Raw genomic sequence first — 14,087 nt, forward strand, 5'->3', positions numbered from 1 at the left:
CTCCTGAGGGTGCTCTCAGTCTCCGGCACACCTTCCCTGTTAAGATCCGTGTATAACACTTACTCTCTTCGTCATAGTCGTTAGCTTCATATCCAGCGCATACCGCGCCAGTTTCTGCTATCTTAATCAAAATGTGTACAGGATGCAATGGTTTATTGCACCGTTTTGCAGCTTTAGTGCAATAAAACAAGATCATCTTTAAATGATACCGCCTGAATCACTGAAAAATTTGCTGATCAGGTTAGTAACGGCTTCACCGCGCAGCGGCTTGCTGATATATTCGTCCATCCCGGCTTCCAGACATTGCTCCCGGTCACCTTTAAGCGCATTGGCCGTAACTGCAATAATCACCGGCTGGCGCTCCGGGGGAAGCGACTGTCTGATGATCCGGGTGGCTTCCAGCCCGTTCATTCCCGGCATCTGCACATCCATAAAGATCAGATCGTAGTCTGTGCCTCCTGTCATCCGTACAACCTCCAGACCATCAGCCACAACATCTACAGCGAAGCCGCGTTTCTCCAGAATTTTGCGGAGCACAATCTGATTAATCTCATTATCCTCAGCGACCAGTATCCGCAGAACCCGGCTGACCTGACCTGAGGCAGCAGGCAATGCACCCTCTTGTTCTTCAGACAGGCCGTTTTGCAGACGAAGCCTGACCGTAAACTCAAATTCTGCCCCCTGCCGCACGCTGGTATTCAAGCGGATGGACCCGCCCATCAGTTCGACCAGCTGCTTGGCAATCGCCAGCCCCAGTCCTGTACCTTCATGCCGCCGACCCATAAAGTGATCCAGCTGGACAAACGGCTCAAACAGCTGGTCCCGGAAATCCTCGGGGATACCGATCCCGGTATCGGCTACGCTGAATTGCAGCCTGGTCTGACCCGCCTGCTGTTCAAGCAGAGAGACCTTGACCGTTACACCTCCGGTGTAAGTAAACTTCACCGCATTGCCGACCAGATTAAGCAGCACCTGCTTGAGCCGGTCACTATCCCCGATCACGGTTCCGGGTACATCGGGGTCAATATGAACCCTCATGGCCAGCCCTTTGATCTCTGCTTTGCGGAGTAACAGCTCAAGCACGGAATCTATGCAGTCTTTGAGCACAAAGGGCTGCTCATGAAGCTCCGTTTTGCCTGCCTCATTCTTGGAGAAGTCCAGAATATCGTTAATGATATTCAGAAGAGTGTCCCCGCTCTGCCGGATGATCTCCAGATATTCCCGCTGTACAGAGCCCTGCTCACTGATATCAAGCAGAAGATCTGTCATCCCGATCACACCGTTCATCGGCGTACGGATTTCATGGCTCATCATCGCCAGGAATTCACTTTTGGCCCGGTTCGTGCTCTCCGCCGTCTCCTTGGCAATCAGCAGCTTCTTCTGTTCGGTAATATCCTTAACAATAATATAGAATCCTACCCTGGCCTTATTGATAATAATAGGGGCAATGGAAGTCAGTACTTCGACGCAGTGGCCGTCCTTGTGCCAGACAACCTCGATATCCTGCTCCCTGCCGCCATTGACTCCGCTGTAGTTGAGTACTTCATCAAGCTGCTGCTCCCCGATAATTCTGGCTGCGCTCATGCCGGCCAGTTCAGGGATGGTGTAGCCTGTCAGCTGGCAGGCCTGCTCGTTGCCGTTGATGATGTTACCGCAAAGATCCAGTGAAATGATTGCATCATGATTATATTTTTTGAGTGACGTATAGCGCTCAATGGATTCCTGAAGCTTCTGTTCAACGTTTTTGCGTTCCGTGATGTCCCGGCCAACGGCGAGCATGCCCGGGCTGTCCTGATCCTTCAGGGCGCGCAGCGTAAATTCGATCCATACGTAGCGCCCGTCAGCATGAAGAACCCGCAGCTGTATTCTCTCTATCTCCTCCGCTTGCGGTCCGCTGAGGCTGCTGAGCGGTGCCAGATCATCCGGATGAACCAGACTGCTTATATCGCGGCCGGTCAGCTGTGCAGGCTCATATCCGAGCACCTCCCGGACCGACGGCGAGCAATACCGGCAGATCTGATCCGGTGTGGCATAGTAGACGATATCCCTGATATTGACTGCCATCAGCCGGTACAGCTCATCCCCGGAGACATAGCCGCCCGGTCCAGCTGTATCCTCTTTTCGCTCTGTCAGATGAATAATATAATATAGCGCAGTACCCGTAGACGGATCGCTGATGAGCATAAGATGCAGAAGCAGCGGCACCACCCTTCCAAGCGCGTGGACCATTTCGATTCCGCTCTCAAAAAAGGGAACCCCGCTTGTCTGGAGAGCCCCCATTTTCCCGCTATATAACTCCACAGAATCATTAAATAAAAGCTCCCTGAAATCTTGCCCCAGCAGCTGTTCCTCTGTGTACCCCAACAGTGAGGTTACTTCCGGACTGATGCTTGTCCATTTTTGCTCAACAGAAAGAAAGGCTATCCCAACAGTACCCTCCTGATACGCCTGCCCCAAGTGGGAAAGCGTTTCTGGATGATGTCTGACCATCTGATCCACCGCCCGTTTGTGGAGTAATAAAAACAATTCGAGTTATTAAAATCCGTACTATATACTATCTTGCATCTACGGGCGAAAGTCAAATGCTATCAGAAGAAAAAAATTACCACCTCCCCACATAAAAAGAGCTGCACAGCACATCACTTCTTATTACTGATTATTGCTGACAAACCGACCATCAGACGGAGCTCTCCCCAGCTCTCCACCATAGATAATACCTTGTGGTTTTTGCCCTATGGAGTATAAGGGCCTCCGGGTAACAGCCCTTTTACAGTACGCGTAAAGACTTTAACCTGGAACGGCTTTGTAAGATAAGCCGCAAAGCCAATTGATCTGGCCTGCTCAATATCTGAATGCCGCGCAAAAGCACTGATGGCCATTACGGGTATCCGGCTCGTACTCTCATTAGATCTTAGCCTTTCCATGGCTTCATAGCCATTCATACCCGGTAAGCCGATATCCATAATAATCAGATCCGGCAGCTGACGGGCTGCAATTTCCAGCCCATGCTCAGCCGTTTCGGCTTTCAGCAGCAATACGGAGGGCAGATGTTTTTTGAAGATATGATGCATTAACGCCATGTTCAGCTCATTATCTTCCACATACAGCACGCTCTGCAGATACTCCTCCATTTGCCGAATCCCTCCCAATAATTGCTGATTTCTAAAAATAGAAAAAGCCGAAGAAAGGGTCTTAACCCCCTTCTTCGGCTCATGTTCGGCTCATTCTCATGTCCGACTCATTTCCACCCCATATATAGTTTAGTGAAACGTATATGCGATCACACTTGTGTCTTTATCAAAGTCCCAATCCACATAAATATCGGACAGCTCCTTGCCCAGCATGGGCGCAATCGTGGTCGTGTCTTCCAGATAGCGCTTTTCCATCTTGCGCTTGGTCGTTTTGAGTGTATTCTCATAGCCGAGGCCAATCAGTTCCTTCTCCAGAGGAATAAGAATGCCTTCGCGCTTGATGATCAGAATACGGGTTCCCAGCCACCAGGAGTCGGTAAACTCAGGTTCCTTCTGCACCTTTCGGCTTACTTCATTAATCTGGGCATGTACCTCTTCACGTCCGGCATAATGATCACAGGCTACTCCGTCGTTTTTGAGGAGAGCAACGATCATCCCAGAAGCGTTATGTATACCCCAATCATAAAAAATCTCACTGACCTCAATAGCCATCGTTTCCTTCAGGTAAGCCGAGAGCTCGGGAAGCAGGGATTTCATTAAAAGCTCCCGTGTATAACGGAAAGCCTGCTCTTCTTCTTTGTTCAGCAGAAACCGCTCTACAGGCCCGATAAAATTCCGGATATGCAGCGCGATGCACTGCGGCCCGATGGAAGCATGTATCGATTCGGGGCCTTTTCCGAAACGTTCTCTGAGTAATCTTCCTGTAAAACTGGAAAGTTGGCTAGTAAGTTCTGTAGTGCTCATCAAATTTCCTCCAGCAATATATTCTTTTAAATAACGGGGAGACGCTCCGCCTGCTGAAGAAACGGTCCGTTCACCTTAGTATAAGCTTAACAGCCTGCTTCGTACATAAAAAATTCAACAAACGGTTTGACACGCTCAATTATATTTCATAAAATTAAATAGAACAAAATCATTCATGTGTGATTCCGGGAGGCTGAAGCTGCCAATGAGTATTTATACATACACTGCCCGCAACATCCGCGGGAAAGAAATTAGCCTTGAGCAATACAAGGGAAAAGTCCTGCTGATTGTCAATACCGCCAGCAAATGCGGGTTCACCCCGCAATATTCGGACCTGCAGAAGCTCTATGAGCGGTTCCAGGACCGCGGCTTCCAGATCCTCGGGTTTCCAAGCAACCAGTTCGGTGAAGAGCCCGGCTCCAATGAAGAGGTGGATGTCTTCTGCCAGATTAACTACGGGGTTAGCTTTCCCCTTTTTGAAAAAATTGATGTCAAAGGACGGGACAAGCATCCGTTATTCAGCTATCTGACTACAGAGGCAGGCTTTGCCGGCTTCGATCCGGATCACTCCGGAAGCAGGCTGCTGCAGAAAATGCTGGAGGAACGGGACCCTTCTACCCTTACGGATGATGAAATAAAGTGGAACTTCACCAAATTCCTGATTGACCGCGAAGGTAATGTAGTAAAGCGGTTTGAGTCTCCGGTTGATCCGCTGGATATCGAGCCGGCTGTAGAGGAATTACTGTAGAGATTAATTATAGAATAGACAGACAACATTAATAGGGTGTTCCCAAGCCGCGGAATGAACTGGCTTACGGAACACCCTATTTGTATTGAGCTGCTATGCGGTGCTAAAAGCAATGACATTTCGGCAAAAGCATGTCCGCCAGTCCCTTATTGGCCCCTGTAAGCCTCCGTAAACACCTCGAAGAAAGGCGTCGTATCCCGCTCTGCCATCGTATCCTCTGCCCCCGGATTCCAGCCGATCTCCGCCCGCCAGCTGCCGAGCAGCCCGGAGGCAATCAGCTCCTGTTCATCAACCTGAACAGACACCTCGCCTTGGGGCGCTACGTAAAGCGCGTCCACGGGACAATAGGCTTCACACATGAAGCAGGTCTGACAATCCTCCTGGCGGGCGATGACGGCAAGCTCCCCCTTCATATCAAATACATTGGTTGGACAGACCTTGACGCACAGTCTGCAGCCGATGCAGCGGTCCGCGCTCACCAGCTCGATCATATGGCCTGCTCCTTTCTCGATGCCTGCAGCTCACGGGCATGCGGTACCTGCTCTGTACTTGTTCTGATCTGGGCGATGCCCGAGAGGATCAGCCGGTGGGTCTGGCGCGGGTCCAGCGCCGGATATTCTTCCAGCCGCTGCAGCCCCCGGGTCTCTTTCCGGGCCAGCGCAGCGGTGTAAATCCAGCGGCCGGCCTGCAGCATGGCCGCCGCTTCGCGGGACTGCACGATGCCCTGTACTGTGGCCGGCGGACGGCCGGTGATATAGGGCAGCAGGCTATCCAGCCGCTGCAGCGCGGCGGCTACCCCGGGCTCGCTGCGGAAATAATTGATCCGCAGCGGCAGGATCTCCTGCTGGACCGCCGCAATCAGCGGCTTCGGGTCCAGCGTCCCGCTTGCCGAGGCGCCGCCGGCAAGCCCCATACGGCCGGCGGCGCGCAGCTGCCGGCTGTCCGCCCGGCGCGTCTGCGACAGCGCGTGCCGGGCGGCTCCCTGGCCAGCCCAGCTGCCGCTGCAGATGGCCCAGGAAGCGTTGTAGGCGCCGCCGCCGGAGATGGCGCCGGTGACCTTCTCGCGGGAGGCGGCATCTCCCGCGGCATACAGGCCCGGCACCGTGGTGCTGCAGTCGGCGCCGGTCAGGCGCAGGCCGCCCGTGCCGCGCATCGTGCCTTCATAGCGGAGCGTGAGCGGGAATTTATCCTTGAACGGATTAATACCCGCCCGCTCCAGCGGCATGAAAAAGATCGGATGGGCGTTCCGCAGAAACCGCTGCTTTTCCTCCGTGTCGGCCAGGTCCAGCGAAGCATAGACCGGCCCTTTCAGCATCAGCTCCGGGATGCTGCCGAAGGTGCGGTCCCCCCGGTGCAGCGGATTACCCGCGGCATCATACAGCGTCGCCCAGGCCAGCATCCGCCCGCGCGTCACCGTGCCGTCCGCAAAGCTCGGGGCGTACTGCCTGGTGAATTCCATACCCGACAGTTCAGCCCCCGTCTCGGCTGACATCAATAGGCCTTCGCCGGTAAGCACGTTGCAGCCCAGGCCCTTGCTCAGAAAAGCGCAGCCGCCTGTAGCCACAACTACCGCATTGGCCCGCACCTCCCAGGTCTCCCCTGTCAGGCGGTTAATGCCGCGGGCTCCGCCGACACCGTGCTTATCATGCAGCAGCTCCAGCGCTGGAGACTGATCCAGGATCCTTACACCCGCCTTGCGCACAACCCGGCGCATAATCTTCATGTACTCCGGGCCATGCAGATGAGTCCGGAGCGGATTACCGTTCTGATCCTTCGGAAAAGGGTAGCCCCACTCCTCAATCTGCCGCAAATTCTGCTCCACCTGATCCAGCACCCGGTGAATCCAGCTGTTCTCTGACAGGTAGCCGCCTGCCCGCAGCCTGGCTTGAACCGCCGCATCACGCAGCTCAGCCACCGGCGGAATCACCAGCAGGGTAGTCCCGCCCGGTGCTGTCGCGCCGCTTGTTCCAAGGTAGCCTTTGTCGGCAAGAATGACCTGTGCGCCTTGCGAGGCCGCATGCCATGCTGCCCATGCCCCGGCCGGGCCTCCGCCCAGCACAAGCACATCTGTTGTTGTCTGCTGCTGCGGCATTGTCTTCCTCCTTATTAATGTGATAGCTGCTCCCGCTGTGTGGCGCTTCTAGCCTTATCGGTAGTTCGCTAATTCGCTTGTTCTAAAGATCCGCAAACGTCCGTTTCATCCAACTAAGTGGATTTTTGCCATCTAATTCTCCCAAGTTGCCCGGTATGAGCAGCTTAGTTGGAAAAACACCACCTAATTTTGCAAAATGAGTTCCAAAAGGGCTTGATGCCCCGGATTAACTGCCATTTTTCCACTTAATGATCAAAATTTCCGAGAAACGAAGGAAATAAGTGGCGAAAATCCAACTAAGTTCAAACCCGCCCCCGCCTCAGCCAAGCTTCTCGTGCAGAAACTCCAGCGTCAAAGCCAAGGCTTCCTTCAGCTCAGGTGTCGGGCCTTCATAAGGGTCAGTGGTATTAAAGGTATGGTCGGCGCCACTCACTCCGGCATAACGGTGCTGCGGCGCCTGTTCCCGGAAACGGGCATTCTGCTCCAGCAGGGAAGCCCGGTCACGGGCGCCCTGAATGATCAGGACCGGGGCGGTTACCCGCTCCAGCGCCTGCTCAATATTGAACCGTTCGCGGTTCAGCTCCTGATCCCGCTCCAGGATCTGCTCCAGCAGCGTCGGCTCCGCCGCATTGTCCTGAGTTGTCCTGGCCGGCGGGGAACCGCCGTTCCAGACAACCAGTGCGTTCACCTCCGGATGCTCGGCGGCGAATATAATATTGCCGCCGCCTGCCCGGCTGTGGCCGAGAATGCCGATCCGGCCTGTATCTGCCAGCCCGGCCAGCGGCAGCCTTCCCTCCTTGAGGCTGCCCAGCACCAGCTCCAGATCCTGCAGCTCGCGGGTCAGTGTGGCAGCTTCCGCCGCCAGCCGCTCAGCGGCAGGAGGTTCGGCGGCAATGCCATCAGTCCCGGCGGCTTCCTTCACTCCTGTTACAGCGATAGATCCGGCTGAACCGGAAGGTTTTTCATTTCCGGCTTGTTCAGCTCTGACGGCAATTCCACCACCTTCAGCACTTTCACCAGTTCCGGCACTAACCCCCGCCTCTGTTAACCTGCGCGCAGCAATCCGCGAGAAGTTAAAGCTGACTGTGTAAAAGCCGCTTTCGGCAAGCCTGCCGGCAGCGTCCGGCCAGAAGGCCCAGTCCTTGTGCCCTCTGAAGCCATGGCTGAGAATGACCACAGGCAGTCTGCCTTTACTATCGCCCTCATCCCCGCCAGTACCGGAAGGAACCCTTACCTCCCCCTCCAGATACAATCCGTTCTCCAGCGGCAGTCTGAAGCTTTCCACCGCTGCAGTCCCGTTTCCCATAAGCTCACCCCTCCGCTTGAACGTTATTGCAGCTGCCAGTCACTGATGTTGAAGTCCTTTTTGGCCAGCTTTTCTTCGACCAGGAAGTTCTTCGTGCCTTCCAGCAGCTTGGTGCCTTCTTCAGTAAAGGCAGTATCCTTGATATCGCTGATCGGATTCACCTGTTTGGCCAGCTCCGGCGTGGTATCGCCGATTTCGGCCAGGAATTCGTAGTATTCGTCTTCATGCTGCTTGAGATCAGCTAAGGCTTTTTCACGTGCCTCATTCCATACCTTAGGGAAGTCAGGGAATTTCTCCAGGTATTCCTCAGATACTACGGTTGCGCTGGAGCCCAGCAGGTCGGGATGCTTTGAGGCATCATCCAGGTGGGTGTAGCCTTCATCAATCAGCTTCAAAGCCGGAACCCCAAGGTTGGTGGTCGCATCCACATCCCCTCTGGCAAGCGCAGCGGTAGCATCAGGAATCAGCATGTGCACCAGCTTATAGTCGGTTACCCCTTCCTGCTTCAGCAGTCCCACCACATAACGGTGCATGAAGGAGCCTTTTTGGATGGCAATGGTCTTGCCCTGCAGATCCTTAACGGTTTTCGGGCCGTCCTTTTTACCGATCAGATAGCCTACGGTGTGGGCCGAAGATTGCGAGATCAGCCGGGTTTTGGCGCCGGAAGCATAGGCGATAATAGCCGGTGTATCCCCGAGGCTGCCGAAATCAAGCCGGCCGCTGATCAGCGACTCTGTCTGGTCCGGGCCGTTCGGGAAGCCGGTCAGTTTCACTTCGGTGATACCGTATTTTTTCAATTCTTCCTGAATGATCCCCTTGTAAAAGCCCCAGCCCTCCGCGCCGCCCGGCACGTTCAGCTTATTGGAGCCGATATAGCCGAAATTCAGCACAGCTGGTGCAGTAGCCGTTGATGTTTCGCTGCCTGCGGCCTCCGCAGTATTATCGCCGCCTGCAGCTGAAGATGCACTGTTGCCGGAGCCCGCATTATTGCCGCAGGCCTGCAGCACCAGCATGATCATGACCAGGCTTGCGAGCAGCAGCCCGCGCGCCCCTTTTTTACGTCCGCCTGTAATCTCTCTGTACGATTTCATTAATGTCGTTCTCCCCTCGGTCTGATATCAAATGATTGCTATTTCTAGAACCCGGCTCTGGCCGCCAGTTTATACATAAAGTCATGGCTTGCCACCGGCTGTCTGCCTCTGCCCCAGCCTACCTTTTCCCTGTAACCGCCGAGCAGCCCCTGCTCTTCCAGCTCCGCTTCAGTCACACCGGTCACAGCTTCAGAATCCGGAGCAACATACAGCGCATCGGCAGGGCAATACAGCTCGCACATGAAGCAGGTCTGGCAATCGCTCTGCCGGGCGATGACGGGGATTCCATCTTCTACCCGGTCAAAAACATTCGTCGGGCAGACGGATACACACTGGTTGCACTCTACACACCTGGCAGCGCTGATGACTTCAATCACAGTAGTACACTCTCCTTCGCAACTTCTTCTGTCTTAACCCATACCTGATCCAGTCCGCCGCTGATCAGCCGGTGATGCTGGCTGTTGTCTGTTTCCTTGTAATCCTCGCGCTTATGCATACCTCTGGTTTCCGTACGGGCCAATGCCGAGCTGTACATCCAGCGGGCAGTCGCTGTCATGGCTTCTGCTTCGCGTGCCTTCACCCCTTCCGGGGTGCGCTGAATTTCCCGGCTGCGCTGCTCCTTCCACAGTCCGTCCAGGCGGCTGAGCGAGGAGGTCAGCCCCTGCTCCGTACGGAACAGGTTGATGTCGTACGGCTTGACTTCGTCCTGCACAGCCGAGACAAGTTCCGTTGCGCGCGCTGCCGTTCCCGGCTTCACCTGCTGGTCAACCAGAGGTGAGGAGGACAGCCCGCGCGGCCTGCGGTCAGCCGCATGCTGCCCCAGTCCGGCGGCGTAAGCAGCTGCGCCTTCTCCGGCAAAGGAGCCGGAGGACATCGCCCAGGCGGCATTGTGGCTGCCGCCGCCGGTGAAGCCGCCGCAGATCAGCTCGCGGGTTGCCGCATCGCCTGCGGCATACAGTCCCGGAACGCCGGTGCTGCAGTCTTCATCCGTTATGCGGATGCCGCCTGTGCCGCGCACTGTACCTTCCAGCCGCAGCGTAACCGGAAAAGCATCCTTGAACGGATTAATGCCCCGGCGGTCAAACGGCAGGAAGAAGTTCGTCTGGGCAACCCGCAGCAGCGGCTGCAGATCCTCTGAAGCACCGTCCAGCTTCGCATACACCTGGCGGCCGGCCAGCAGATTGCGGGCAATGACCGAGCGGCCCTTTTTGGATCCTGCCCCCTCTACCACACTGCCGTCTTCATAATAGAAGCTTGCATAGCTGTAATAAGCTGTCTTGGTGACGGAGGAAAAGGTCGGGCAGATCGCATAGGCATTGGAGAATTCCATGCCTGACAGGCTGGCCCCGGCCTCGGCGGCGAACAGATAGCCGTCACCGGTCAGCACATTGCAGCCCAGCGCCTTGCTCAGGAAGGCGCAGCCGCCGGTCGCGATAACCACGGCTCCCGCCTGGACGCTCCATCCTTCTCCGCTCTGGGTTTGTACACCGGTTGCCCCGGCGACACCGTGCTCATCGGCCAGCAGCTCAAGCGCCGGACTGTGGTCCAGGATCTTCACTCCCGCCTTCTTGACCAGCTTGCGCATTAGCCGCATATATTCCGGACCCTGCAGGCTCCGGCGGTACTGGTTGCCGTGCTCATCCAGCGGGAACGGGTATCCGGAGACGCCCAGCCGGTTCATATTCTCATAGGTGCGGTCCAGCACCCGGTCCATCCAGCGGTGCTCGGCCAGCTTGCCGCCCATCGAGTAACGGCTGGCCTTGGCTTCCTCGCGCAGCTTGTCATCCGGCTGCACATACCACACTCCGGTGCCTGAAGGAGCAGTGGCTCCACTGGAGCCGCAGTAGCCCTTGTCGGCCAGAATAACCTTGGCGCCTTTCGCTGCTGCCGTAAGCGCAGCCCATGTACCTGCCGGACCTCCGCCGATTACCAGTACATCCGCCTGCAAATCCAGTGTTCCTGTATGTCCTATCGAAAGATTCATTTGCCTTCAGCCTCCTTGGTTAATTTAGCCCTGATAGCTGTCCCGCCAGTGCAGGAGCTTGCGTTCGATGACGCGGAATAAGGAATCAATCAGCTTGCCGACAATAGCGAAAATAATGATGCCCACAAAGATGACCTCTGTATTGGAATTCTGCTTTGCCTCATTAATCAGGAACCCTACCCCGGAGGAAGAGCCGATCAGCTCGGCAACGACCAGGCCAATCCACGCTACCGCCATCGAGAGCCGCAGACCCAGCAGAATGCCGGGCAGCGCAGCCGGCAGAATCAGCCGGTGCAGCTTCTGCAGCGGTCCGAAGCCAAGCACCCTGGCTACCTCGAACAGCTTGTTGTCCACGCCCCGGATCCCCATAAAAGTGTTGATGTACAGCGGGAAAAAGGCGCCGCTGAGAATAATTGCTATCTTCGATATCTCGCCGAAGCCGAACCAGAGAATAATCAGCGGGGCAATCGCCAGATGGGGGACCAGCCGCAGCACCTGGACACTGGGGTCAAGCAGATACTCCGCTTTGCGGAACAAGCCGGTCAATACACCAAGCAGCAGGCCGAGGACTCCGCCGATCACATATCCAAGCCCGGCCCGGCCGATGCTGACGCCGAGGTGATGGAGCAGCTCGCCGCTGGCCGCAAGTCCGGCAAAGGCCGACAGAATCGACCACGGCGTCGGCAAAAACTCCTGCGAGATCCAGCCTGCACTCCCGCCGAGCTGCCATAGCACAATAACCGCCACCGGTATGGCAGCCCCGGCTGCCCAGTCGGACAAAAGCGTTTTTATCCGAACAGAATATGACCTTTTCTGCTTGTTAGAAGCAGAAACAGGTGCAGTTCCTGTGTAATCATACGCCTCCCTTACCGTTTTTGCTGACTTTACAACCATTTCTGCCCCGTTGCTCATGCTGTACATTCCTCCTATCCTTGATAGTTGTCCTTCCATCTCAGCAGCCGCCGTTCAATCAGGCGGACAACCGTATCGCTAAGCAGCCCTGCCGCGGCAAACACAATAATTCCGACAAATACAACCGGCGTATCGGCAAACTGGCGGGCGTCAGACATCATATAGCCGATACCCGAGGTCGATGCGATAAGCTCTGCCACCACCAGGCCCAGCCAGGACAGTCCCAGCGACAGGCGCACACCGAGCATAATGTTAGGGACCGCCGCCGGCAGCACCAGCCGCAGAACCTGCTGCAGCCGGCTGAAGCCGAGCACCCTGGATACCTCGAACAGCTTGTTGTCCGTGCCGCGGATGCCCATGAAGGTGTTGATATACACCGGGAAGAATGCGCCTTTTGCGATCAGCAGCACTTTGGATTCCTCGCCGATTCCGAACCAGAGGATGAACAGCGGTACCACTGCCAGGCTGGGAATCATCCGGATCATCTGGAGCGACGGGTCCAGCAGCCGCTCCGACCTGCGGAACAGTCCGACCAGAATGCCCAGCAGCAGCCCCAGCCCCCCGCCAAGCAGAAATCCGGAGAAGGCCCTTACTGCGCTGACCCGGAAATGGCTCCACAGATCGCCGCTTGCAGCCAGTGAAATAAACGATTGGGCAATGGTATAAGGTGTCGGAAACAACATTTCGGATAAAATCCCGTAATGGCCCAGCAGCTGCCACGAGATCAGCAGGCTTCCCGGCAGCAGCAGGCCGAGTCCGGCAATAACCGCTTTTCCGGGTTTACCGGCTGCACCTGCGGCCACAGCCTGGTTGCTCATATAAATGCCCCCTCTTCATACTGATAGTTAATAATTCTCATAGATTAAGTCGGATATAAGACAGTGAAATTTCCTCACTCAGCCATTTTCAAGGCCACCGAAACACCTTTAAATTCCCGCCCCGTCCGTCAACTCCAGCTCCTCTACCTTCTCAAAAACATTCAGAACTCTAAGGCGCAGCTCCTGAAAGGAGGTGGTTGTCTTTTTGCGGGGATAGGGCAGGTCAACCGGCACGATTTTGCGGATTTTGCCCGGCCGCGGCTCCAGAATAACTACTCTGTTTGCAAGAAATACGGCTTCATCAATATCATGCGTTACAAAAATCATCGTTGTCCGGTTGTTCCGCCAGATATCCAGCAGCACCGCCTGCATATGCGCCCGGGTAAAGGCATCAAGTGCACCAAACGGCTCATCGAGCAGCAGGATTTTTGGATTCCGCAGCAGCGCCCTGGCGATGGCCACCCGCTGGGCCATTCCTCCCGACAGCTCGCGGGGGTAAGCTTTTTCGAAGCCGGTCAGCTTCACCAGCTCAATCAGTTCATCCACCTTCTGCCGGACATCCGGGCGGCCGAGCGGCAGATCCGAAGCAATGTTCTTCTCAACGGTAAGCCACGGAAACAGCCGGTGCTCCTGAAAAATAAACCCTTTGTCTATGCCGGGACCGCTAATCGTCTGCCCCTCCAGCGTCACACTGCCGGTATAGCCGGTATCGAGTCCGGCGACGATGCGCAGCAGCGTACTTTTCCCGCAGCCGCTCGGTCCGATCACGGTGATGAACTCCCCCTGCTGCACGTCGAGATTTACCTCATGCAGCGCTTTTACCTGTCCTCCGGCGGTATCAAAGCTTTTGTTCAGCTGTGCAATGGACAGCATGACCTCTCCCATCTCGGTTCCTCCTTCAGGTATGTGGGCTGACCTATAGTTCAGCTGATTCTTTGTGGCAATAAAAAAACAGAGGGACCTCGCGCTGGATAGCACGGGCACCTCTGTTTGTACAGTCGGCCAATGTAATTCAAAGTAAAACAATTTGAATTTGTGAATTTAAAATATCACCTATCCGCAGGTCTGTCAACAAAAAGACGCAATTAAATTTGAATAGCAAAGGGTTTAACTGGGCAGAATGCTGCCGGTAATACACTTGTCAAAAGAAACATTTACTCATAAACTTACATTTTGTAAGTTGTTATGTTATAATAATCCG

At 55.4% G+C, this 14,087-nt stretch carries 13 protein-coding genes; 1 reads left to right on the forward strand and 12 read right to left on the reverse strand.

Annotation, left to right across the window (positions count from 1 at the left end):
• Window positions 1-198: 198 nt before the first annotated feature.
• The 3 genes from M2108_RS19255 to M2108_RS19265 form a co-directional block, all read right to left on the reverse strand.
• Window positions 199-2,490 carry a PAS domain-containing hybrid sensor histidine kinase/response regulator gene (locus tag M2108_RS19255; RefSeq protein ID WP_277470982.1) on the reverse strand — a complete coding sequence of 764 codons (2,292 nt, stop codon included), beginning with the start codon at window positions 2,488-2,490 and terminating at the stop codon, window positions 199-201.
• 242 nt (window positions 2,491-2,732) lie between these two features.
• The gene (locus M2108_RS19260; protein ID WP_277470983.1) at window positions 2,733-3,131 is read right to left on the reverse strand and encodes a response regulator; all 399 of its coding nucleotides are present in this window, start codon (window positions 3,129-3,131) and stop codon (window positions 2,733-2,735) included.
• A gap of 129 nt (window positions 3,132-3,260) precedes the next feature.
• Entirely contained in the window at window positions 3,261-3,935 is a 675-nt protein-coding gene (locus M2108_RS19265; RefSeq protein WP_090714556.1) for a Na-translocating system protein MpsC family protein, read from the reverse strand.
• Between the two features lie 205 nt (window positions 3,936-4,140).
• Here M2108_RS19265 and M2108_RS19270 point away from each other — a divergent pair, with 205 nt between their 5' ends.
• Window positions 4,141-4,683 carry a glutathione peroxidase gene (locus tag M2108_RS19270; protein WP_277470984.1) on the forward strand — a complete coding sequence of 181 codons (543 nt, stop codon included), beginning with the start codon at window positions 4,141-4,143 and terminating at the stop codon, window positions 4,681-4,683.
• A 146-nt stretch (window positions 4,684-4,829) separates the two neighbouring features.
• On the opposite strand, the gene M2108_RS19275 is transcribed toward M2108_RS19270, so the two are convergent.
• The 9 genes from M2108_RS19275 to M2108_RS19315 all read right to left on the reverse strand — a co-directional run bounded on the left by M2108_RS19275 (window position 4,830) and on the right by M2108_RS19315 (window position 13,771).
• Window positions 4,830-5,174, reverse strand: a complete 345-nt coding sequence (locus M2108_RS19275) for a ferredoxin family protein (protein ID WP_277470985.1) — start codon at window positions 5,172-5,174, stop codon at window positions 4,830-4,832.
• Complete coding sequence (locus M2108_RS19280; protein ID WP_277470986.1) at window positions 5,171-6,775, reverse strand: FAD-binding protein; 1,605 nt, start codon at window positions 6,773-6,775, stop codon at window positions 5,171-5,173. Before M2108_RS19280 ends, M2108_RS19275 begins: the two co-directional genes overlap by 4 nt.
• A gap of 319 nt (window positions 6,776-7,094) precedes the next feature.
• Window positions 7,095-8,081, reverse strand: a complete 987-nt coding sequence (locus tag M2108_RS19285; protein ID WP_277470987.1) for an alpha/beta hydrolase family protein — start codon at window positions 8,079-8,081, stop codon at window positions 7,095-7,097.
• A 23-nt stretch (window positions 8,082-8,104) separates the two neighbouring features.
• Window positions 8,105-9,172 (reverse strand): ABC transporter substrate-binding protein, encoded by a 1,068-nt coding sequence (locus M2108_RS19290; RefSeq protein ID WP_277470988.1) that lies wholly within the window; start codon window positions 9,170-9,172, stop codon window positions 8,105-8,107.
• A 44-nt stretch (window positions 9,173-9,216) separates the two neighbouring features.
• Window positions 9,217-9,549, reverse strand: a complete 333-nt coding sequence (locus M2108_RS19295; protein WP_277470989.1) for a 4Fe-4S dicluster domain-containing protein — start codon at window positions 9,547-9,549, stop codon at window positions 9,217-9,219.
• Window positions 9,546-11,156, reverse strand: coding sequence for an FAD-dependent oxidoreductase (locus tag M2108_RS19300; protein WP_277470990.1), 1,611 nt, complete (start codon window positions 11,154-11,156; stop codon window positions 9,546-9,548). Before M2108_RS19300 ends, M2108_RS19295 begins: the two co-directional genes overlap by 4 nt.
• A gap of 24 nt (window positions 11,157-11,180) precedes the next feature.
• Window positions 11,181-12,068, reverse strand: coding sequence for an ABC transporter permease (locus M2108_RS19305; RefSeq protein ID WP_277470991.1), 888 nt, complete (start codon window positions 12,066-12,068; stop codon window positions 11,181-11,183).
• 14 nt (window positions 12,069-12,082) lie between these two features.
• The gene (locus tag M2108_RS19310) at window positions 12,083-12,886 is read right to left on the reverse strand and encodes an ABC transporter permease (RefSeq protein WP_277470992.1); all 804 of its coding nucleotides are present in this window, start codon (window positions 12,884-12,886) and stop codon (window positions 12,083-12,085) included.
• Between the two features lie 108 nt (window positions 12,887-12,994).
• Window positions 12,995-13,771, reverse strand: a complete 777-nt coding sequence (locus tag M2108_RS19315; protein WP_277470993.1) for an ABC transporter ATP-binding protein — start codon at window positions 13,769-13,771, stop codon at window positions 12,995-12,997.
• Window positions 13,772-14,087 lie beyond the last annotated feature (316 nt).

It is taken from the genome of Paenibacillus sp. PastM-3, assembly GCF_029893965.1.
GTDB lineage: Bacteria > Bacillota > Bacilli > Paenibacillales > Paenibacillaceae > Paenibacillus_AQ.